Source organism: Syntrophaceae bacterium (assembly GCA_013177825.1).
Taxonomy (GTDB): Bacteria; Desulfobacterota; Syntrophia; order Syntrophales; family PHBD01; genus PHBD01.
Genome location: JABLXX010000001.1, coordinates 574,760 through 595,231, shown reverse-complemented (window position 1 = coordinate 595,231; position 20,472 = coordinate 574,760). Strand labels below are relative to the sequence as shown.

At 63.1% G+C, this 20,472-nt stretch carries 18 protein-coding genes; 8 read left to right on the top strand and 10 right to left on the bottom strand.

The window, feature by feature from the left end; genetic code table 11:
• Nucleotides 1–145 precede the first annotated feature (145 nt).
• The 6 genes from HPY65_02700 to HPY65_02675 form a co-directional block, all read right to left on the bottom strand.
• Nucleotides 146–4,645, bottom strand: coding sequence for a TolC family protein (locus HPY65_02700; protein ID NPU83372.1), 4,500 nt, complete (start codon nt 4,643–4,645; stop codon nt 146–148).
• Nucleotides 4,642–5,712 carry an efflux RND transporter periplasmic adaptor subunit gene (locus HPY65_02695; protein ID NPU83371.1) on the bottom strand — a complete coding sequence of 357 codons (1,071 nt, stop codon included), beginning with the start codon at nt 5,710–5,712 and terminating at the stop codon, nt 4,642–4,644. The genes HPY65_02700 and HPY65_02695 overlap by 4 nt, the downstream gene beginning before the upstream one ends.
• Before the next feature lie 18 nt (nt 5,713–5,730).
• A complete protein-coding gene (locus tag HPY65_02690; protein ID NPU83370.1) occupies nt 5,731–6,339 on the bottom strand; it encodes a TetR/AcrR family transcriptional regulator in 609 nt (202 codons plus the stop codon).
• A 467-nt stretch (nt 6,340–6,806) separates the two neighbouring features.
• Entirely contained in the window at nt 6,807–7,625 is an 819-nt protein-coding gene (locus HPY65_02685; protein NPU83369.1) for a 3-keto-5-aminohexanoate cleavage protein, read from the bottom strand.
• 48 nt (nt 7,626–7,673) lie between these two features.
• Nucleotides 7,674–8,036, bottom strand: coding sequence for a nitrous oxide-stimulated promoter family protein (locus tag HPY65_02680; GenBank protein ID NPU83368.1), 363 nt, complete (start codon nt 8,034–8,036; stop codon nt 7,674–7,676).
• Between the two features lie 20 nt (nt 8,037–8,056).
• The gene (locus tag HPY65_02675) at nt 8,057–9,772 is read right to left on the bottom strand and encodes a mucoidy inhibitor MuiA family protein (GenBank protein ID NPU83367.1); all 1,716 of its coding nucleotides are present in this window, start codon (nt 9,770–9,772) and stop codon (nt 8,057–8,059) included.
• Between the two features lie 310 nt (nt 9,773–10,082).
• On the opposite strand from HPY65_02675, the gene HPY65_02670 reads away from it, so the two are divergent.
• The 3 genes from HPY65_02670 to HPY65_02660 all read left to right on the top strand — a co-directional run bounded on the left by HPY65_02670 (nt 10,083) and on the right by HPY65_02660 (nt 12,865).
• Nucleotides 10,083–11,357 carry an alpha/beta hydrolase gene (locus HPY65_02670; protein NPU83366.1) on the top strand — a complete coding sequence of 425 codons (1,275 nt, stop codon included), beginning with the start codon at nt 10,083–10,085 and terminating at the stop codon, nt 11,355–11,357.
• Nucleotides 11,358–11,367: 10 nt separating this feature from the next.
• On the top strand, nt 11,368–12,147 hold the full coding sequence (locus HPY65_02665) for a VacJ family lipoprotein (GenBank protein NPU83365.1): 780 nt from the start codon (nt 11,368–11,370) through the stop codon (nt 12,145–12,147).
• Between the two features lie 115 nt (nt 12,148–12,262).
• The gene (locus HPY65_02660; protein NPU83364.1) at nt 12,263–12,865 is read left to right on the top strand and encodes a DUF488 domain-containing protein; all 603 of its coding nucleotides are present in this window, start codon (nt 12,263–12,265) and stop codon (nt 12,863–12,865) included.
• 20 nt (nt 12,866–12,885) lie between these two features.
• Here HPY65_02660 and HPY65_02655 read toward each other — a convergent pair whose 3' ends face one another.
• From HPY65_02655 to corA, 4 genes are all read right to left on the bottom strand, one after another.
• Nucleotides 12,886–14,229, bottom strand: coding sequence for an aspartate aminotransferase family protein (locus tag HPY65_02655; protein NPU83363.1), 1,344 nt, complete (start codon nt 14,227–14,229; stop codon nt 12,886–12,888).
• Between the two features lie 73 nt (nt 14,230–14,302).
• Entirely contained in the window at nt 14,303–14,983 is a 681-nt protein-coding gene (locus tag HPY65_02650; GenBank protein NPU83362.1) for an enoyl-CoA hydratase/isomerase family protein, read from the bottom strand.
• Nucleotides 14,984–15,059: 76 nt separating this feature from the next.
• Nucleotides 15,060–15,545, bottom strand: coding sequence for a ferritin family protein (locus tag HPY65_02645; protein NPU83361.1), 486 nt, complete (start codon nt 15,543–15,545; stop codon nt 15,060–15,062).
• A 33-nt stretch (nt 15,546–15,578) separates the two neighbouring features.
• Entirely contained in the window at nt 15,579–16,649 is a 1,071-nt protein-coding gene (corA, locus tag HPY65_02640; protein NPU83360.1) for a magnesium/cobalt transporter CorA, read from the bottom strand.
• A 206-nt stretch (nt 16,650–16,855) separates the two neighbouring features.
• Between corA and HPY65_02635 the strand changes: the two genes are divergently transcribed.
• From HPY65_02635 to queA, 5 genes are all read left to right on the top strand, one after another.
• Complete coding sequence (locus HPY65_02635; protein ID NPU83359.1) at nt 16,856–17,638, top strand: NAD-dependent deacylase; 783 nt, start codon at nt 16,856–16,858, stop codon at nt 17,636–17,638.
• Between the two features lies 1 nt (nt 17,639).
• Nucleotides 17,640–18,413, top strand: coding sequence for an NRDE family protein (locus HPY65_02630; GenBank protein NPU83358.1), 774 nt, complete (start codon nt 17,640–17,642; stop codon nt 18,411–18,413).
• On the top strand, nt 18,410–18,838 hold the full coding sequence (locus HPY65_02625) for an NUDIX hydrolase (GenBank protein NPU83357.1): 429 nt from the start codon (nt 18,410–18,412) through the stop codon (nt 18,836–18,838). The genes HPY65_02630 and HPY65_02625 overlap by 4 nt, the downstream gene beginning before the upstream one ends.
• 102 nt (nt 18,839–18,940) lie before the next feature.
• A complete protein-coding gene (locus tag HPY65_02620; protein NPU83356.1) occupies nt 18,941–19,126 on the top strand; it encodes a DUF2065 domain-containing protein in 186 nt (61 codons plus the stop codon).
• A gap of 1 nt (nt 19,127) precedes the next feature.
• Nucleotides 19,128–20,168, top strand: coding sequence for a tRNA preQ1(34) S-adenosylmethionine ribosyltransferase-isomerase QueA (gene queA, locus HPY65_02615; GenBank protein NPU83355.1), 1,041 nt, complete (start codon nt 19,128–19,130; stop codon nt 20,166–20,168).
• Nucleotides 20,169–20,472: the final 304 nt, after the last annotated feature.

The window sequence follows — 20,472 nt, the reverse complement described above, 5'->3', positions numbered from 1 at the left end:
GGTCGATCCGCTTCCAGGCCGGCATCGATTGGTGTGAGCCGGCTGCCGCCTGCCGCAATTGGGGTTCCCCGCAGGGACAGGAATGAATCGGTATCGGCCGCTGACAATGGACCGGTGGAATCGGACTTCCTTCCTTCTCGAACCGCTACAACCTCCCCGCCAGAAGCTGCAGGTCCGTCACGGCGACCCGGTAATTCAGCTGTGCGGCGAAGAGGTCCGATTCGGCCTTCATGAGGGCCGCCTTCGCCGTGAGATAGTCCGCTTCGAGACTCAGCCCGGCCTCGTACCGGTCTTTCTGGATCCGGTAATCTTCCCGGCGGTAGTCGACCACCTTCCCGGCGACGGAAATCAGCTCGACCGCCTGGGTGGCCTTCCGGTGCGCCTTTTCGATGTCCGCATTCACCTGCTCCAGCGTGTTGGCCAGGTTCTCTTCGGCCTGCCTTTTCAGGGCGAGGCGCTGCCTCTTCACGTACACGTTGGAGACGGCGTCCTGGATGTTCCACTGGAGAGAGACGCCGACGAAGGCGTCCCGGACGTTCCAGCCCGGATCGAACCCGGAATGGATCGCGCTCTGCCGGAAGTGTGCATTGCCCACCTGCCAGGTATAGCCGCCCATCACGCCGAAGTCCGGCAGGTAGCTGTAGCGGCTGGCATCGATCGCATGCTCGGCCTTGGCTTTCTGAACGGCCGCCGCCTTCAGATCGCTGTTGCCGGCCTGTGCCTCCCGCGCCAGGGCGTCCACCGGCAAGAGATCGTATGCGGCATCGTCGAAGCTCACCGGATCGAGGACGAATGGAGTTGAGAACGGCAGTCCGATCAGGTGCCTCAGGTCGGCGGAATAGTCGTCGATCTGGATCCGGATCTTCAGAAGGTTCTGCTCTTCGTCGGCCACGGCGGCCTTCAATCCCGCCAGGCTGGAGGCCGTCGTTTTGCCGGCCAGGACGGCGCTCTCGACGTCGTACAGCTTCCGTTTCGCCAGGGTCCGCTTGATCTGTGCCTCCTCCTTCTGCCTCTGGAGGATGAGCAGGCCGAAATAGAGCTTCTCCGCGGCCTGCTTCACCTGCATGGCCGCCCTGGCCTGCTCGATTTCCGAAATCTTCAGGTCCGCCTTGGAAATTTCAACACCAGACCGGATCTTCGGGATTTGCGAGACGGGCTGATAGAAGCGGACTCCCGCGCCGGCAATATCGTAACTGTTCAGATCCAGGGCCAGGTCCACCGAAGGGACCGGCAGACGGACGGACCCCGTGGAAACCGTGCCGAGAAATCCCTGGCTGAGATCGACCGTGCCGGCCACGCTGCTGTACTGATATGAGCCGCCGACCACGACGGCGGGGAAATACTTGACCTTGCTTTCGTTCACCTTCTGCCGCTTTTCATCCACCTGGAGGTCTTTGATATGGAGCAGCCGGTTGTTCCGGACGGCCAGTTCCGTAACCTTCTGCAGATTCAGCCGCTCCGGGCCGTCCTGCGCGCCGGCGCCGATCGGAACGAGAATCAGGGCGATCAGGAGCAGGGAAGCGACTGTTTCGCGAAAGCCTGCGTGGACGGGTCTTTCATGGACAGCCGGAGACTTCACCATGATGTCGGAAGGTTTGATCATGACGGCGTAAAGAACGGGCACCAGGAGGAGCGAGATGACCATGGAGAACATGATGCCCACGGCGATTACGCTGGCCAGGGGGCTCCACAGGGGTGACCCGGAAAGGATCATGGGAAGGACGCCGATCGCCGCCGCGCTGGCCGTGAGAAAGATGGGCCGCAGCCTTCTTTTCCCGGACTCCAGGGCGGCCGTCCGGATGGAAGCGCCGCCGCGGCAGAGCTCGTTGGCATGGTCGATGAGGATGATGGCGTTCCGGACCACGATGCCCGACAGGCTGATCAGGCCGACAAACGCCGTGAATCCGAAGGGATTGCCCGTGATCAGCAGTCCCAGAAACGCCCCGAACATGCTCAGGGGAATGGTCAGCATGACGATGAAGGACTCCTTCAGATTGCGGAACTGCAACAGCAGAACGAGAAAGATGAGAACCAGGCTGATGGCCAGCACCACCAGCATCTCCGAAAACGTCTCCTTCCGGTTTTCGTATTCCCCGCCGTATTCGATCCGGTATCCCGGGGGGAGCGCGATCCTGGCTATCTGCGGCCGCGCCTTTTTCAGGACCTGCGAGGCCAGGAAGCCCTCCGCGGGCTCGCATTGAACCGTCAGCGTCCGAAGACCATTGAGGTGGCGGATCTGGCCGTCGTGCCACTGCGGCTCCAGGGTCGCAATCTGGCGCAGCGGCACCGCCGCCCCGGTCACGGGAGACGGCAGATACATGTTCTGGAGGTGGTCGAAGCTGCCCCGGCTCCGTTCATCCAGGCGCAGCAGGATCTCCACGGGCGTGTTGCCCTCGTAGAGGGTCGAAACCGGGGCGCCGGTGAAGCCGGCGTAAATGGACTTGGCGACGCTTTCCGTGGTGAAGCCCATGCGGGCGGCGTTGTCCAGGAGCCGAACGGAGACGCCGTAATAATCCTCCCGGAAGTCGGAGCGGATGAAGGCAGCGGCATGGGTATCCCGGAGAATGTCCTCCACTTGACGGCCGGCGCTTTTCAGGGTCGCGATGTCGTCGCCGACGATCCGGACCTCGACGGACGCGGCGGCGGGGACTCCCTGCTGCATGAGCCTGGCCCGGACCCTCCCTTCGGGGACCTCCCCGTCCACCCGGGCGTTCAGCTCACGCTGGAGCTGCTTCGCCTCTTCGTCTGTGTTCGTGTTCACGATCACCTGCGCAAAATTGGCGCCCGGCGGTTCAGGAATGAAGTTGTAATAAAAACGGGGCGCCCCCATGCCGATGAAGCCGGCATAGTTCACGACCCGCCGGTCGTTTTTCAGCAGGCTCTCGATCTTCCGGACGGCCTGCTCGGTCTTCTCCAGTTTCGTGCCCGTGGGCATCCACAGCTCCACGACGAACTGGTTTCGCTCCGCCGCCGGAAAGAATTTCTGGGGGGTGGCCTGGTACAGAGCCGCCGCCAGCAGGATGATGACGAGGCAGGCGGAGATCGCCACCCGGGAGTGGGCCATGCACCAGGCGATGGCCCGGTCATATCCAAGCTGCATGAAGTCGAGAAGGGACCGCTCTTTTACGCCGCGCTTTTTCCCGGTTCCTTCCTCACCGTGAAGACCTTTCCTGATGAACGTCAGGCAGAGGAGCGGCGTCAGGACCATGGCGACGAGAAAAGAAGCCGCCAGGGCGATGGACACGGTCAGGGGCAGGGCGATGATGAACTCGCCGACCATGCCCGTCAGAAGCGTCATCGGCAGGAACGCCGCGATGATGGTCACCGTCGCCGTCAGGATGGGCACCACGAGGTCGGAGGCGCTGCGCCAGGCGGCGATCTTCCGGTCCACTCCCCCGTCCAGCAGCTCCACGTAATTATCGGCGACGACGACGGCGTCGTCCACGACCATGCCCAGCGCCACGATCAGGGAGGCCAGGGAGACCTGGTGCAGCTCGATGCCCAGGGCGTGCATGACACCGAACGTCACGGCGACGGTCATGGGGATGGCCATGGCGGCCACGGCGGCAACGCGGAACGGGAGGAGAAGCACAATGACCAGGATGACCGCGACGATGGCCAGCATGAATTCGCGAAGGAAATGGCCGACGTTCTGCGCGACCACGGCGGGCTGGTTGACGATCGTGGTCAGTTTGACGCCAGCCGGGAGAAGCCTCGCCGTTTCGGCCAGCTTCCCCTCTACCTCCCTGCCGAAATCGACGATATTGCGGCCCTCGTGCATCTGAACGGCAAGGAGCATGGTGCTTCTGCCGTTGACCGTGGCCTTGGAGGCCGGTTCCTGGTACTGCCTCCGGATCGTCGCCACGTCCCTCAGGCGAACCGTCTCGCCGGTCCTGGCCAGGCCGATGATCTGGTCGCCGATCTCCGCCTCCGTCCGGTAATATCCCTTTGTGTAAAGGCGGACCTGCGAGTCCTGCGTTTTCAGGTCGCCCGCGGGGCCGATGGTGTTCTGCGACTGCAGGACCATCATGGCCGTCGCAAAACTGATTCCGTAGCGTTCCAGCTTCGCGCTGTCCGCCGAGATGACGATCTGCTCCTTCTGGCCGCCGATGCGCTTGATCTTCGAGACAGCCTTGACGGTCCGGAGGCCGTCTTCCAGCTTCCGGGCGCAGTCGTTCATCCGGGCATAGTCGGGATCGTCCATTTCAATGGCGATCATCAGCGCTTCCACGTCGCCGAATTCGAAATTCACGATGGGGCCCTGCACGCCCGGCGGCAGGCTGACGGCCTTCTGGACGAGCAGCTGGTGGTTCAGCTTGCTCCAGAACACATCCAGGTCTTTCACGCTGTCGTTCAGCCAGACATTGATGATAACGACGCCGTCGCGGGTCGTGGAGGTCGTTTTCTCCTTCCGGACCTCCTCATACTGGAACAGGTACTGCTCCAGCTTCTTCGTGACCTGCTCCTCGACCTGCAGGGAATCGGCCCCGGGGTAGAAGGCAATGACCTGCCCCACCCGGATACGGATCCTGGCGTCTTCGCGCCGCGGCATCTCCAGGAGGGACCACGTGCCGACGGCAAACAGGATGAGGAGGACGGAGACGGTGACCTGGGGATACTTCAGGGATTTCCTGACGAAGTTCATGGTTCCGGCTTGATCGCAACGGGAGTGCCGTCGTTGAGCTTGTGCTGGCCGCCGACCACGATCCGCTCGCCCGGAGCGAGACCGGAGACCACGGAGATGCTGTTTTCGCGGATCTCCCCGAGGGAGATCCGGCGCTTGAAGGCCTGTTTCCTGGTTTCATCGACGACGAAGACATAGGCCGCGTTGTCCGGGTCGCGCAGGACCGCTTCCCCGGGCACGGCCATGGTTTCCGTCTTCCTTCCGGACTGGATCCGGATGTCCGCCGTCATGCCCGGCCGCATGAGCAGGCCTGGATTTTTGACTTCTATCTTCACGGGAAACGCCCGGGTCGTCGCTTCCGCGAGGGAGCCGATCTCCACGACCTTCCCCGCATATTCCGAATCGAGGGAGGAAACGCGCACCCGGGCCTCCGAGCCCATCCGGATGAACTGGAGGTCCGTCTCGGGAACGGAGGCGTTGACCTTCACGACGTGGATGTCGGAGACCGCGAAGACGGGCATGCCCGTACCGATGATCTCCCCCACCTCGACCCCGCGCTTCAGGAGAATCCCGCTGAAAGGCGTGTACAGCCTCGTGTCCGCCAGGTTTTTCGCCTGCAGCCGCTGTTGCGCCCGGGCCTGCCTCAGACCGCTGGTGATTTTTGCGTAGTCGCTGTCGGAGACGCTTTTCCGCTCGTGCATGAGGGTCAGCCGGTTGTATTCATCCTCAAGCTGGGCGACGGCGGCATCCGCCATCTCCTTGCCGATCCGGTAACTCTCCGGATCAAGGCTCGCCAGGAGCTGCCCCGCCCGGACGGTCTCCCCTTCCCTCGCGGCAATGTAGTTGATCTTCCCGGCCACCAGGAAGCCCAGCCGGGCGGTTCTCAACCCCTCGATGTTCCCGGTGACGGAGATCACCCTTTCGACATCCGCCTTCTCGATTGTCTTCAGGACCACGGGAACAGGGGCACTGGCCTGCTCGTTCGCGCCCTTGCCGCCGCTGCAGCCGGCGGCAAGGAAAACCGGAATCACGAGGAGGCAGGCAATGAACCGAGCACTTTCGAGACGATTACCTCTGGTTTTCAACATGCGGCCTCACCGTTCCACTCATGCTTGCTCGGGCACCGGACGGCACTCAGGGCGGACGATCCCGTAGAAGAGCAGGTTCAGAAACCCGTCCACCCGCTCCTTCAGCACCGGCCAGCTCTCCTCGTAGGCAAGGGGCGGATGGATGCGATGCATGATGAAATGGATCGACATGGCCAGCTGACTCGTATCGATGTCCATGAATATTTTCAGCAACTTCCCTTCTTCGAGAATCGCCACGAGCATGTCGATCATGTTCCGGTTGAAGGACAGCTCAAGGTTTCCGTAAATGACGCCCAGCTGCTCCGCCATCTCGCGGGGGACGTCCAGCATCTCCCTCAGGCCGCGGGTGTGTTCGAGGACCGACAGGACCATGGCCCGCAGCTTCTGACGGGGATCGGATTCCCCGGCGACGGCCTCCTCCATCTTCCGCATGATCTTCTCTTCCTCGGAGTGCAGCATGGCCTCGATCATCTCCCACTTTCCGCCGGGGAAATAGTGATAGAGGGCCGTTTTCTTGACGCCGAGGGGGCGGACGATGTCCGCCAGGGTCAGCTTGTCGAAGCCGTATTTCACCGACATCGTGCGGACCACATCGAGGATTTTTTCTTTGTCGAGATTCTTGGCCATGAGTCGCTCCAGAAAAACTTAACTTTTGGTTCGAAAATTAAGTTTTCTCCGTTTGCCTGTCAAGTCGTTTTTATCGTGGTCATGTAATCCGTAAAATAATCGGAATGTTATACTTCCACCGACCTGCATCGCCGTGGCCGAGGGGAAACGTTCGGCCCCAGGTACAGGTACGGACCTCTACCAAACCGTTTGGTCATGGCCGAAAGGTGCATTCCGGGATGAAAATTATTACGGGGAAATCAAACGGGGCTGAAGCGGGTGCACGTCAGCCGTACAGAAGGGAAGAAAACCTTTGCCTACCACACGTGGAAGCCGGTCAGCCGGCTTTGTCCCCGTCGGAGCAGGTGTGGCGGGGCAATGGGATAGTCCGGTCCTTGGAACGGTGGATTGCCGCCCGGAAGGCGGCAATCCGGTGGAAACGAATGGTTTACCTCGTTGAAAGAATGAATCCGAATTTCGGCAGGAAACTAAAATCCCAGGATCTTTCTTGCCTCGGCGGGCGTGGCGATGTCCCGGCCGTAGGCCCGGCAGATGCGGACCACCCGCTCCACCAGCTCGGCGTTCGTCTTCGCCGGCACCCCCCGGTCCACGTAGATGTTGTCTTCCATGCCCACCCGGATGTGGCCGTTCAGGATGAGGGCCATCATGGCCATGGGCAGGGAGCCCCGGCCGATGCCGATGGTCGACCAGGTGGCGTCCGCGGGCAGATGCTCGTGAAGGTGGAGGAAAGACTTGGGCGTCGCCGGCGCACCCCAGGGGGTCCCCAGGACGAACTGGAAATGGAGCGGGTCGTCCAGTTTCCCCTCGTCTCGCATCCGGACGGCCGTGACGAGCATTCCCAGGTCGAAGACCTCGATCTCCGGCTTCACCCCCGCCTCCCGCATCATCCGGGCCGCTTCGTCCAGAAATTCCGGGCTGTTGGCGAAAACACCGCCGCCGAGATTGATCGACCCGGCGTCGAAGGAGGCCAGCTCCGGTTTCAGGGCCAGGGGCGCCAGGCGCTCCTCCGTCGGCAGGTTCCGGCCGGGAATGCCGCTGGTGGTGAGGCTCAGGATCAGGTCCGTCTTTTCCCGGAGGGGCTCCACAACCTGCCGGAACAGGGCCGGGTCCTGGGAGCCGAGGCCCGTTTCGGGGTCCCGGACGTGGAGGTGGACGATGGAAGCCCCGGCCTGCCAGGCCTCGAAGGCGGATGTCGCGATCTCCTCCGGCGTGATGGGGATGTGCGGGGCAACGTCGCGGGTCATGCGGCTGCCCGTGATGGCGGCGGTGATGATGACCTTGTCCATGAAGCGAATTCTCCTGAATGGTTTGATGGGGGCGGGAACCGCCGGTTGTCATTCCCCCTTGCCGCCGGGCCTCTTGCACCTGAGATCCGGCGCCTTCCGGCGTCCGTCCAGAAGGTGCATCAGGGCCAGCCAGGGATGCTCCCGGATCATCCGGGGCCCGGCGTAACGCATGACCTCCCGGATCCGCTCGCGCATCTCCGGCCGGTAGCAGTGGACGGGGCAGCGGGTGCAGGCGGGCTTGTCCTCCCCGAAGGGGCACTTCGCGAGGCGCCCTTCCGCGTACCCGAGAAGATCACGGCACTCCCCGCAGAGATCGCCTCCCTCCGGTTTGTGGATATCCCGGCACCGGAGGCGGATCATGGCCTCCAGGGTCTTCCATTCCCGGGACAGCCGCCGTCCGGCCGTTTCCATGGGCTCCCTCCCCGCGGCCTTTACAGGCCGACAGGCGGCGAATCCTTGGGGTAGGACACCTCGAAGGAGATCCCGACGTCCCGCTTTTCCCGCGGCTTCAGCGTGACTTCCCAGAGGTAGACGCCCTCCTGGCCCTGGACGTCCTTTTCCTTCGGCTGGGGATCGAGCTTCAGGTCCTTCACCTGGATCCGGTCGGTCCGGGAGACCGGCACGGCATCGAGAATCCGGACGGTAACGGGTTTATCCTTCAGGTTCTCGACGGTCAGCATATAGGACAGCTCGCGGACGGTCGTGTTCCGCTCCATCCCGAAGAGGGTTTCTTTCAGCCTGTCCCGGCTCTTCACCCGCTGGACCTTCACCTCCCGGTCGGCCCCCAGATTCAGGTAGAACTCCTTGCCCGGCCGTTTTTCCGCCAGCATGGTCTTGCCCACGTAGCGCCCGCCGAAATAGACGTTCAGCGGGCCGCTCAGGAGTTCCGCGTCGGAGGCGGTCCGGCACACGAGAAAGGCCAGGTTGCTGGTTTTCGGCACGGTGTAGAGAAAGAACTCCCCGGTCAGGCGTTTCGTCGTCAGGGGCAGGATGGTTTCCTTGTCCCGCGACTCGATGCTCACCGCCTGGGGAATGCGGTATTCGAAGGACAGCGCACCCGCCTCCCGGGCGGCGGAGACGAAAGCGGCCTCCCGGGCCGGGGCTTCATCTTCCACAGCACCGGCCATCGCCTCCGCCATCGGCGCCGGCGCCGCCATGGCGGCCTTCGACCGGTTCATGTCATACCGCTCGGCCCGCTTGTACATGGTCGGCGCGGGTCTCGGGAGCGAGAGGATCCAGGGGGCGGGCTCGGGGAGATCGACACCCTTGAGGGGGATCACGTTGGAAAGGGAAAGGGCCACCCTGTCCCAATCCTCTCCCGTCTTCTGGCGGATCCGGGAAAACAGGGACAGGTCCACGCCGTCCAGCGACGACGAGACCGAGGCCCGGTAGAGGGGTCCCCACGCCGCCCGGCGCACGAGGTAGGATGCCTCGATGCGGATCCGCTGCTCCCGGACGGCCCGGAAGGTCACCTCGACGACCTTCTTCGCCTCTCCCGAGGGCCTCCTCAGGGCCTGCAGCTCCTTTTCGGCGACCGCGATGTCCTTCCGGACGTCCTCGATCTTCTCGTCCAGGGCCCGCCGGTCCCGCGCAACGGCGTCGAAGTGCGTCCCCAGGAAGCGCAGCGTCTTGTCCAGGTCCTCCATTTTCGGAAAGGACGTCTTGATGTCCTTGGGCACCTGCCCCTCGGAGAAGGTGACGATGGCCTTCAGGAACTGCTCCTTCTTCGCCAGGACCTCCTTGTCGTCGTTCAGGCGCCGCTCCGTCTGGCGCAGGGCCCGGAGCTTCTGCTCCAGGGCCCGGATGTTCTCCTGGGCCGCCTCCCGGAGGGGCACCTCCCGGAACTGGACGCCCAGGATCTCGCCGTCACCGAAGACCTTGGCCGTGACGGAGTCGCCGTCCACCTGGAAGGCCTCCACGTCCAGGAACAGCTCCTGGAGTCCCGGCTTCACGTGGAGCGATGCCTCCCTTGTCACCAGGGCCTGGTCCGAGAAAAGCATGACGTCCCGGATCTTCGACGGGACCGTCTCGGAGGCCCCGGCCGGGATGACCGGCACGGCCAGGAACAGCAAAAGAAGAAGGGAGAGGACTCTCCCGAGGCAATGTCGCATCCAATCGCCGCGAATCATGAATTTATCAAGGGACATGATTTTCTCCTTTTCGGGGGATGCAAGGGGTACGGCAAACGAAAAAGCAATGCCGGGGCAGAGGATACAATCCTCCCGGCCGTTGGGCAAGATGTTCTTTCACTCTTCACGGCACCCCCGCCAATGCGACGAGCAGACGGCGCGGAGAGCCCGCCACGGACGAGCCGTCGTTTTTTTCTCTGCATTCGGCCTCCATTCATGTATAAGGAATTGTCCCCGGCATACACCCTTCATGGGGATGCTGCGACGCACCGCGTGTTCGTCCGACGATCCCAGCGAAACAAGACTCGAAAGAACGTGGTCCTGTTGAATGAAGCGCCTGCTCGCCCTCCTTATTCTCTGGCTTTTGCTGCTGCCTGCTGCAGTCCCGGCGGCGGACGATTACGGCTATCCGATCCCCGGCGCCTACGAGGCCACGATCCTGGGGACTCCCGGTCCCCTCAAGGCCCCGCGTCCGGAGCGAATGTCCGTGCGCCAGCTCTTCTTAGAAATCAACCCCGCTCTCCGGAAGCCCGATGTTTTCTTTTACGATGAAGGGCTCCGCTGCACGCTGGCCTACCAGGACAGGAAGGCGCCCCTGGTTTTCCTGATCGCCGGGACCGGCGCCGACGACCAGTCGCAGAAGGCGTTGGCGATGATGGCGGCGCTCTACAAAGCAGGCTATCATGTCATTACGCTGCCGTCTCCGACCCACCCGAACTTTATCATCAATGCCTCTCGAAGCCACGTCCCCGGCGATCTGACGGAAGACGCGGAGGATCTCCACCGGGCAATGGAACTCGCCTGGGACAGGGTGAAGGCGGACGTCGAGGTGTCCGAATTCCACCTCTGCGGATACAGCCTGGGCGGGACCCATGCCGCTTTCGTGGCCCGGCTGGACGAAGAGAGGAAGGTTTTCAACTTTCGCAAGGTCCTTCTGGTCAATCCGGCGGTGAACCTCTTCAACTCCGTAAACCGCATCGAGGGACTGCTGGAGAGAATACCCGGAGGATCACGGAAGATCGGAGTCTATTTCAACCGGATGCTCGCCAAAGTCATCGATTTCTACCGCAGGGGCGATTACGTCGACATCGACGACAATTTCCTCTACGCGGTCTACAAGGCCCATCTTTTCTCCCGCGATGAAAGCGGAGGCCTGATCGGTCTTTCCTTCCGGATCTCCCTGGCCGGAATGGTCTTTTCCTCGGACGTCATGACCAACAGCGGCTACGTCGTGCCGAAAAACCGGGTCCTCGGTGCCACCGACCCGCTTGGCGACTATTTCCGGGTGTCCGTCCATCTGAGTTTCCTCACCTATTTCGATGAATACTTCTATCCCTATATCCGGAAGAAGCGGCCGGGTCTTGACCGGGCCGCGTACATCGCTTCCCTTGGCCTCAGGAGCATCGAAGGGTACCTGAAAGCGTCCCCCAAGTTCGGGGCGATGACGAACGAAGACGACTTCATCCTGACGAAGGAGGAGGTCGACTACCTCCGCGGGCTGTTCGGCGAGCGGGCCAGGATCTATCCCCGAGGGGGCCACATGGGCAACCTGGAATACCGGGACAACATGGCCGACTTCATCGGCTTCTTCAAACAGGAATGAGGCGTACCGCATGACGTTTCTCCTTTCTCGCACATGCCCGTTTTTCGTCGTCGCCCTGTACCTGGTCCTGTTCCTTTCCGGGTGCGCCGTGACAAGGACCTCGGCGCTGCCTCCCGAGGAGCCTGCCAGGCACACGGTCGCCGAATTCAGTGACGACGAGCGGATCGCCGACATTGCGGATCCCTGGGAGGGCTTCAACCGCAGCATGTACAACTTCAATTACCGGTTCGATAAATACTTCTTTCTCCCCGTCGTGCGGGGTTACGAGTTTGTCGTCCCCACCTTCGCCCGGAAAGGGATTTCCAACTTTTTCGGCAACATCGGAGAGTTCCGCACGCTCTACAACAGCGCCTTCCAGCTGAAAGGGAAGAAGTTCCTGATCACGTTCGGCCGCTTCCTGGCCAACAGCACCATCGGCATCGGCGGCCTGCTCGACCCGGCCACACCGATGGGCCTGGCGAAGCAAAACGAGGGTTTCGGACAGACCCTGGGCCACTGGAACGTCGATTCCGGTCCCTACCTGGTCCTGCCGGTGCTGGGTCCCAACAACCTGCGCAGCGCCGGCGGATCCGCGGTGGACGCCGGCATCCGCTATGCGCTGATCAGCGTGATCGACCCCCTCAAGGGCGTCGATCACGGAGAAATCGTTCTCGCCGGCACATCCGCGCTGGAGGCCGTCGACGCGCGGCATCGGGTACCGTTCCGGTATTATGAGAGCGGCTTCCCGTTCGAGTACGATTTTATCCGTTTTCTCTACAGCAAGTGGGACGAGATGCTTCTCATGAAATGAAGTAGCGACCAGGGAAGTCCGCACATGAAAACCTCTCCGGAATCCCCTTCCGCCAAGCAGGCAGCGCCCGATTTCGCCTGGCAGACCTTCGATTAGAGGAGCTAGCCAGGCGATCATGCAGGTTTACACCATCGGCCATTCGAACCACTCATGGGCGGAATTTCTCCGATTGCTTCAAAACCACGGCATTGACGCCGTTGCGGACGTCCGGTCCCAACCTTACAGCCGCCATTCTCCCCATTTCAGCAGGAGCGAGCTTCAGCCGAAATTGAAGGGGGCAGGAATCGCGTATGCCTTCCTTGGCCGTGAGCTTGGGGCGCGGAGCGAAAACCCGGAACACTACACGAACGGCAAGGTTCGCTTCGACCGGCTGGCCCGGGATGAACCATTCCGGCAAGGCATCGAACGTGTCCTGAAGGGAATCGAAACGTATCGCGTTGTCCTGCTGTGCGCGGAGAAGGATCCCCTGGACTGTCACCGGACCGTTCTCGTGGGCCGTCACCTCCGGAAACGGGGCGTCGAAGTACTGCACATCCTGGCGGACGGATCCATCGAACCGCAACAGGAGACAGAGCGGCGCATGCTGGAGAGACTGGGGATTCCGGAAACGGACATGTTCCGGAGCAGGGAGGAAATCCTGGAAGACGCTTATGCCCGCCGGGGCCGGCAGATCGCCTACGAGAAAGTGACGGACGGAGCTGCGGGCGGAAATTCCTGAACCTGGAGATCCCGCAGGATCTATTTCAGTTCCGCCGCCACCTCGCCGATCGCCTCGTCGAGCACGGCGACCAGGTCGTCGATCTGGGCCTCCGTGATGATGAAGGGCGGAGCCAGGAGGATGTGGTCGCCGCGGACGCCGTCGGCACCGCCTCCACCGGGATAGGTGATGAGGCCCTTCGCGAAGGCCCGGCTCCCGACGAGAGCGTTGACCTTCTGCGCCGGCGCGAAGGTCTCCTTCGTCTCCCGGTCCTTCACCAGTTCCACCCCGGCGAAGAGTCCCAGACCCCGGATGTCCCCGACCATGGGGTGCCGGCGGAGAACCTGGAGCTTTTCGAGGAGATACGCCCCCAGGACGGCGGATCGCTTCACCAGGCCGTGGGCGTCCATGTAGTCGAGGACCGCCAGGGCGACGGCGCATCCCAGGGGGTTCTGGCTATAGGTGTGGCCGTGGACGAAGGTCCCCGTGGCCTCCCGGATGACCCGGTGGATCTCTCCCTTGGCAATGACCACGTTGACGGGATGGTAGCCCGCCGAGAGCCCCTTGGCGCAGACGATCAGGTCCGGGACGACGCCCCAGTGTTCGAGGGCGAAGTTCCGCCCCGTCCGGCCGACCCCGGTCATGACCTCGTCGGCGATCAGGAGCACGTCGTAGCGGTCGCAGATTTCCCGGATTCTCTGAAAATAGCCGTCCTTCGGTACGAGGCAGCCCGCGGTGGCCCCGACAACGGGCTCGGCGATGAAGGCCGACACGGCGTCCGGTCCCTCGTACAGGATGGCCCGCTCCAGCTCGTCGGCGCATTCCAGGGAGCACGAGTCGGGCTCCCGGCCCCAGGGGCACCGGTAGCAGTAGGCCGGGGGGATGTGGGGCGTGTGGGGGAACAGGGGCAGGTAATACTTCCGCCGTCCCGTGTGGCCCCCCAGGGACAGGGCGCCCAGGGAGTTGCCGTGGAAGCTGGTCCAGCGGGAGATGACCTTGTATTTCGAGGGCTTCCCCCGGTCCACCTGGTACTGCCGGACCATTTTGACGGCCGTCTCCACCGCCTCGGAGCCGATGGAGCAGTAGTAGACCCGCTCCAGCCTGGGGGATGCCATCCCGACCAGCCGCTCTGCCAGATCCATGGCGGGACGGCTCGTGAACTGGCTGCCGTGGACGAAGGTGACCTTCTCCATCTGGACCGCCGCGGCCGCGGCAATCTCCCGGATGCCGTGGCCGATGGAGGCCACCACGGCTCCGCCGGAGCCGTCGAGGTACCGTTTCCCGTCGCTGTCCCAGAGGTAGACGCCCTCGCCCCGCTCCACCGTGGGATAGAACTTCGCGGGGCTCCGGTAGAAAACGTGGTCGTCGTTCGTCCGGCTCGCCATGTCGTTCACCCGTCCTTTGCCGCAGGGTCCGTACTCCCGTGGATCGATCCGAAATCCCTCCCCGGGGCCGTGTCTATTTCTTCTGCGCCTCCACCATGGCGACGAGCCCCTTCCGGAGACCCCGCTTGATGGAGGTGTAGGTCGCCCGGTCCTTCTTGGACAGGAAATCAGCAAGTTCCATGGCCTTCGCCGGCAGGACGTCGCCCGTGTAGATCGCCGAGACGACCTTCATGGCCAGGGCCTCGGGCCCGGCGATCCGCTTCCCCGTCAGCATCAGCTCCCGCAGGCTGGGGTAATCCGCCAGGGTGGAAATCATCTCGTGCATCAGGGGCGTGAAGGGGACCCGGACGTCCACCTCGGAAAAGCAGAAGAAGCCCCGGTCCTCCCGCATGAGGCGGAAGTCGAAGCAGGTGGACATGACGGCCGCCCCGGCGAAGGTGTGCCCCACGAGGCAGGCCACCGTGGGCATGTCCAAGAGGGCGATCCGCACGAACAGGTCGTCGAGCTGCTTCGCCAGCTTCGGGAAGCAGTCCTTGGGCTGGGCGAGGAGCCAGGGCAGGTTGATCCCGTTGCTCCAGAATTTCGGGTCGTCGCTCGTGACCATCAAGGCCGCGTTTCCCTCGGCCGCCGCGACTTCGTCCAGGGCGGCCTGGAATTCGGCGGTCCAGTCCAGGGTCATGGTGTTCTGTTCCACTCCGTTCGTCAGGGTGAGGACGTAAACGGATCCTTCCTTTGTCAGGTTCATTGTGGCCATGAATTCAATCTCTCCCCCTTCCTTTTTCCTACACATGGATGCCCGAAACGGCTCGCTCCGGGCATCCATGCCGAATTTACTTCGAGTACTTCGCCTTCAGGTCCGTCAGGATGCAGAAGTGCTTCCGCTCCTCGGCGATGATCTTGTCCACCGCGTCGAAATTTCCGGCTCCCAGGAGCTGCTTGATCTCATGGTAGTAGGTGATGGAGTCGAGTTCCCGGCGGATTCCGAAATCCAGCGCCGAGACGGTGTCCTTCACGAGGGCCATTTCTTTGTCGAGGACGTCCTTCTTGAAGATGACGGCATTGTCCACGTAATTCCGCAGGTACGCGCCGTATTCCCCCTCGAACAGCTCCGGCGGCGGCGGACTCTTCTCCATGGCGGCGAAAATCCGGGAAAAGGTTTTCCCGTGCTTCACCTCTTCGTCTGCAAGTTTCTCGAAAATCTTCTTCGCATCGTCGTCCTTCATGAGCTGCACGGCGAACCGGTAGAAGTTCGCGCCGTTCTCCTCGATGCGGACGGCGAACTGGACGATGTCGGTGGCGTCAAACAGGCTTCCCATTGCAAATACCTCCTCGATTCTGTTTTCGTTATCTTACATCCATTTTTTTCTCTTGAAGTACACGAACATCGACAGGCCCATTCCCACGATCAGCCCCCAGAACAGGTACGGATAGCCCCAGGCCAGCTCGATCTCCGGGAAATGCTTGAAGTTCATGCCGTACACGCCGGCCAGGAACGTCATGGGCATGAAGATGGTGGCGATGACCGCCAGCACCTTCATGACCTCGTTCATCCGGTTGTTGATGCTCGACAGGTAGATGTCGAGCATGCCCGAGAGCATGTCCCGGTCGTTCTCGATGGCGTCGTTGACCTGGATCACGTGATCGTACACATCCCGGAGGTAGATCCGCATGGACGGCCGGATCAGGTTCGATTCCATCCTGTCCAGGCGGTTCACGACTTCCCGCAGGGGCCAGACGGATTTCCGGAGGAACGCCTCTTCCCGCTTCAGCTTCTGAAGGGCGTGAAGCGTCTCCGGGACGGGGTGTTGCAGGACCGCATCCTCCACGTCCCCGATCCGCTCCCGCATCTGCTCCAGGATCGTGAAGTATCCGTCCACCAGCTGATCCAGGAGGGCATAGGCCAGGTAGTCGGCGCCGTGGCGGCAGATCCGCCCCTGACAGGACGCGATCCGGTCCCGGACGGCACTGAAGCGGTTCCCCTCCCGTTCCTGGAGGGACAGGACCCAGTTCGGTCCAAGAACGAGGCTGATCTGCTCGGAAATCAGCTCGTCGCCGGATTTCTCTCCAATGACGAATCCCTTCAGGACGAGAAAGACATATTCATCCCCCTCGTCGATCTTGGGGCGCTGCTCCGTGTTGAGTATGTCCTCCAGGATCAGGGGGTGGAGACCGAAGACCTCTCCCAGACGTTCGAGGACCGCTACGTCGTGGATTCCCGCCACATGGTACCAGACAACCCCTGCCTGATCCCGGGGCGGGCGAACGATCTGGTTGACCGAAACGGCGCGTTCTTCGAAATGTTCCCCTTCATATCGGAGCAGGGTGATCCGCGACTCTTCCGCGCGGCGTTCGCCGATGTGTACGAGCGTTCCGGGGGGGAGGCCGGACTTGGCCGACCGTTTGATCCTGCGTCTTGCCATGGTTTCCTCTGCCGGAGAGCCACTATCCTGAGCGGAGCGATTATCCTTAACCAAATCGGGGGCCAAAGACAAACAAAAAGTACGGACGGGGCCGCCAAAACCCCGGAACGGGACCGATCCGGCCACTCCCGAAGTGTCTTTCCCGTTGACATCGCCCTCCTTTCTCCTTACAGAGGAACGACTTCCAGAGGGGGTATGAAACAGGCATGACGGAGACGAACCTGGAAAAGCAGATCGACGCCGCGGCCGGAATGATCGCCCGGTCGACCAGCCTCGTCGTTTTCACCGGCGCCGGCGTGAGCACCGAATCCGGCATCCCCGACTTCCGGAGTCCCGGGGGCATCTGGACCAGGTTCGATCCCGAGGACTTCACCATCGACAAGTTCCTCTCCAGCCCAGAGACCCGGCGGAAGCAGTGGCGGTTTCTCCTGGAGAGCGGCCTGTTCACCGCCGCCGAGCCGAACCGGGCACACCTGGCCGTGGCGGAGTTGGAGCGGATGGGGCGGCTGCGGGCCGTCATCACCCAGAACGTGGACAACCTGCACCAGAAGGCGGGGAACAACCCCGAGCGGGTCTACGAGCTGCACGGCAACATGGCCTGGGTGAAGTGCCTCGACTGCAGCGAGCGCTACGCCCTGGAGTCGATCCTGTGGCAGTCCATGTCCGGTCACGACGTGCCGTGCTGCGAAAAGTGCCGCGGCATCCTGAAGCCCGACGTGATCTTCTTCGGCGAGATGCTTCCCCCGGAGGTCCTGCGGGACGCCACCCTGCACGCCCGGAGCTGCGACCTCTTCATCGTCATCGGCTCCTCCCTGGTCGTCTATCCCGCCGCCTACATGCCCGCCTATGCCAAGGAAGCCGGCGCCAGGCTCATCATCATCAACATGACATCCACCCCCTACGACACGGATGCGGACCTGATCATCCGGGCCGGCGCGGGCGACGCGATGGAGAAGATCCTCGCGGGCGTCCGGGGCAGGCTGTCCTGACATGTGCCTGATCCTCCTGGCCTGGCAGGCCCACCCCGAATACCCGCTGATCCTGGCGGCCAACCGGGACGAGTTCTACGAGCGGCCGACGGCGGCGGCTGACTTCTGGGAAGACCGGCCCGACATCCTGGGCGGGCGTGACCTGCAGGACGGTGGTACCTGGCTGGGCATCACCCGCCGGGGCCGCTGGGCGGCGCTGACGAATTTTCGGGACCCGGCGTCCATCCGGCCCGGGACGCCTTCCCGGGGATGGCTGGTCCGGAACTTCCTGACCGGCCCGGAGCGGCCGGCGGAGTACGTGAACAAACTCACCCCCCGGGCGCGGGACTACAATCCTTTCAATTTCTTCGCGGGCGATTCTGCCTCCCTCTACTATCTATCCAGCAGGGGGCCGTCGGGTCCCGTTTCCCCGGGCATCCACGGCCTCTCCAACGCCATCCTGGACACGCCCTGGCCCAAGATCCGCCGGGGCCGGGAGGCCTTCCGCCTCCTCCTGGCGCAAAATCCCGAACCGGACCCGGAGGCATTGTTCGGGCTTCTCACGGACATGGAACGGGCCCCCGACGGGGATCTTCCCGAGACGGGGATCGGCCTCGACTGGGAGCGGATCCTGTCCCCGCTGTTCATCGCGAGCCCGACGTACGGCACGCGCTCTTCCACCATCCTGATGATCAACCGCCGCGGCGGGGTCACGTTCATCGAGCGCTCCTTCCAGGGCGCTCCCGAACCCTGGATGACGGCCCGGTTCGCGTTTTCCGCGGAGGTGTCGCCATGAGCGGGCGGGAATACCCCGATCGGCCCCGGGTCGGCGTGGGGGCCATCGTCATCCGGGAGGGCAGGGTTCTCCTCGTCCAACGGGGCATCGAGCCCAGCCGCGGCCTCTGGGCCATTCCCGGCGGATCCCTGGAACTGGGCGAGACAATTCAGGAAGGCGCCGAACGGGAGATCCTGGAGGAAACGGGCATCGTCATTCGGGCCGGCGAACCGGTCTATACGTTTGATTTCTTCGAACGCGACCAGGCGGGACGGATCCGCTTCCACTACGTCATCGTGGACGTGGCGGCGGAGTATGTCTCCGGCCGGGTGCAGAGCGCCGACGATGCCGCGGACGCCCGCTGGCTGTCGCCCGACGAGCTGGAAGCCCTGCCCGTGTCGCGAAACACCCTGCGGGTCCTGAGGAGGATCGGCTTTCTCCCGTGAGGGGGGCCGGTTCGCAATCGGGTGAACCTGTACGCGTGCACGGCGGAGCCGCTCCGGTCGTCCCGCATCGAGGCATAACGGCTTATGGAACAGACAAACGGGCTGGAATTCTTCCTCTGCGTCCTCGGACTGATCTTCATCATCGAGGGTTTGCCCTATTTCGCCTTCCCGGCGCAGGTCAAGCAGTACCTGGTCAAGCTCCTGGAAGTTCCCGACCGGACGCTCCGGATCCTCGGCCTGGGGGCCATCGTTACGGGGCTGCTCCTGGTCTACTTCGGCAGGCGGTAGGATGGACCCGTCGGCCTTCGACTATTGCCTTCCCCCCGAGCGGATCGCCCAGGAGCCGGCGGCGGAGCGCGACCGGTCGCGCCTGCTGGTGGTCCGGCGGGGCCGGGACGGGTCGGAGGAGCGTGTTTTCGCCGATCTTCCGGACCTCCTGCAACCGGGAGATGTCCTGGTCGTCAACGACTCGCGGGTCATCCCGGCACGGCTGAACGGACGGCGGGAAACCGGGGGCGCCGTGGAGATCCTGCTTCTCCCGCTTCCGGCGGGAGTAGACCCGGAGAGGCGAACCTGGGAGGCCCTCCTGCGGCCGGCCCGCCGACTCCGGCCGGGCGACCGGATTCTACTCCCCGAGGGCGCCGAGGCGGAGATCCGGGAACGCATTTCGGACAAAAAGTGGCTCCTTGCATTTCAAACCACAGACACCTTCGACGCCTACCTGGATCGCCATGGACGGCCTCCCCTGCCACCATACATCCGACGCGTTGCCGGAGATTCGAGTACTCCGGCAGACCGCGAGCGCTACCAGACGGTGTATGCCCGGGCGCCCGGCTCCGTGGCGGCTCCCACGGCGGGGCTCCACTTCACTCCGGCGATTTTTGCAGATCTGGAAAAGCGGGATATCCTCACCGCGCGCCTGACGCTCCATGTGGGATACGGCACTTTCCAGCCCCTTCCGGAGGGTCCGGTGGAAAACACCCGCCTGGACGCGGAGCATTACGAGCTGACCGGCGAGGCGGCCCGCCTGATCAACCAAGCCCGGCGCGTGGTGGCCGTCGGGACGACCTCCACCCGGGTTCTGGAGACCCTGGCCGACGAGAACGGGCGAGTGGCCGCCGGGGAGGGATACACAGACCTGTTCATCCGACCCGGACACCGGTTCCGCTGCGCCGGGGCCATGGTGACGAACTTTCACCTCCCCCGGTCGTCCCTTTTCGTCCTGGTCTGCGCCTTCGCCGGAACGGAGCGGATGAAGGAGGCCTACCGCCGGGCCGTGGAGGATGGATTCCGGTTTTATAGTTATGGGGATGCGATGCTGATCCTGTAACTGTGAACGGCTGTTGAAAAAGGGCGTCTGCTGCGTTGCCCTCATCCCGCTCCGCTCGACGTACCACTTGGTACGCCTCGCGGACCGGGATTTCGGGCGCCTTGCATTCAACCCTTTTTGAACAGCCGGGTTGATTCATGGAAATACGTGTGAGAGAGGCTTCCCTCGCGCTCAGAAGCGTTTTTTCGACCCTGCATCGTCTCGCTCCACTGCAAAGTCATAACTCGCGCCGGACGGCGTAGAGACAGATGACTTTGCGGCCGCTGCGCTGCGACGGCAGGGTGCCCCGAAAAAGCCGCTATTC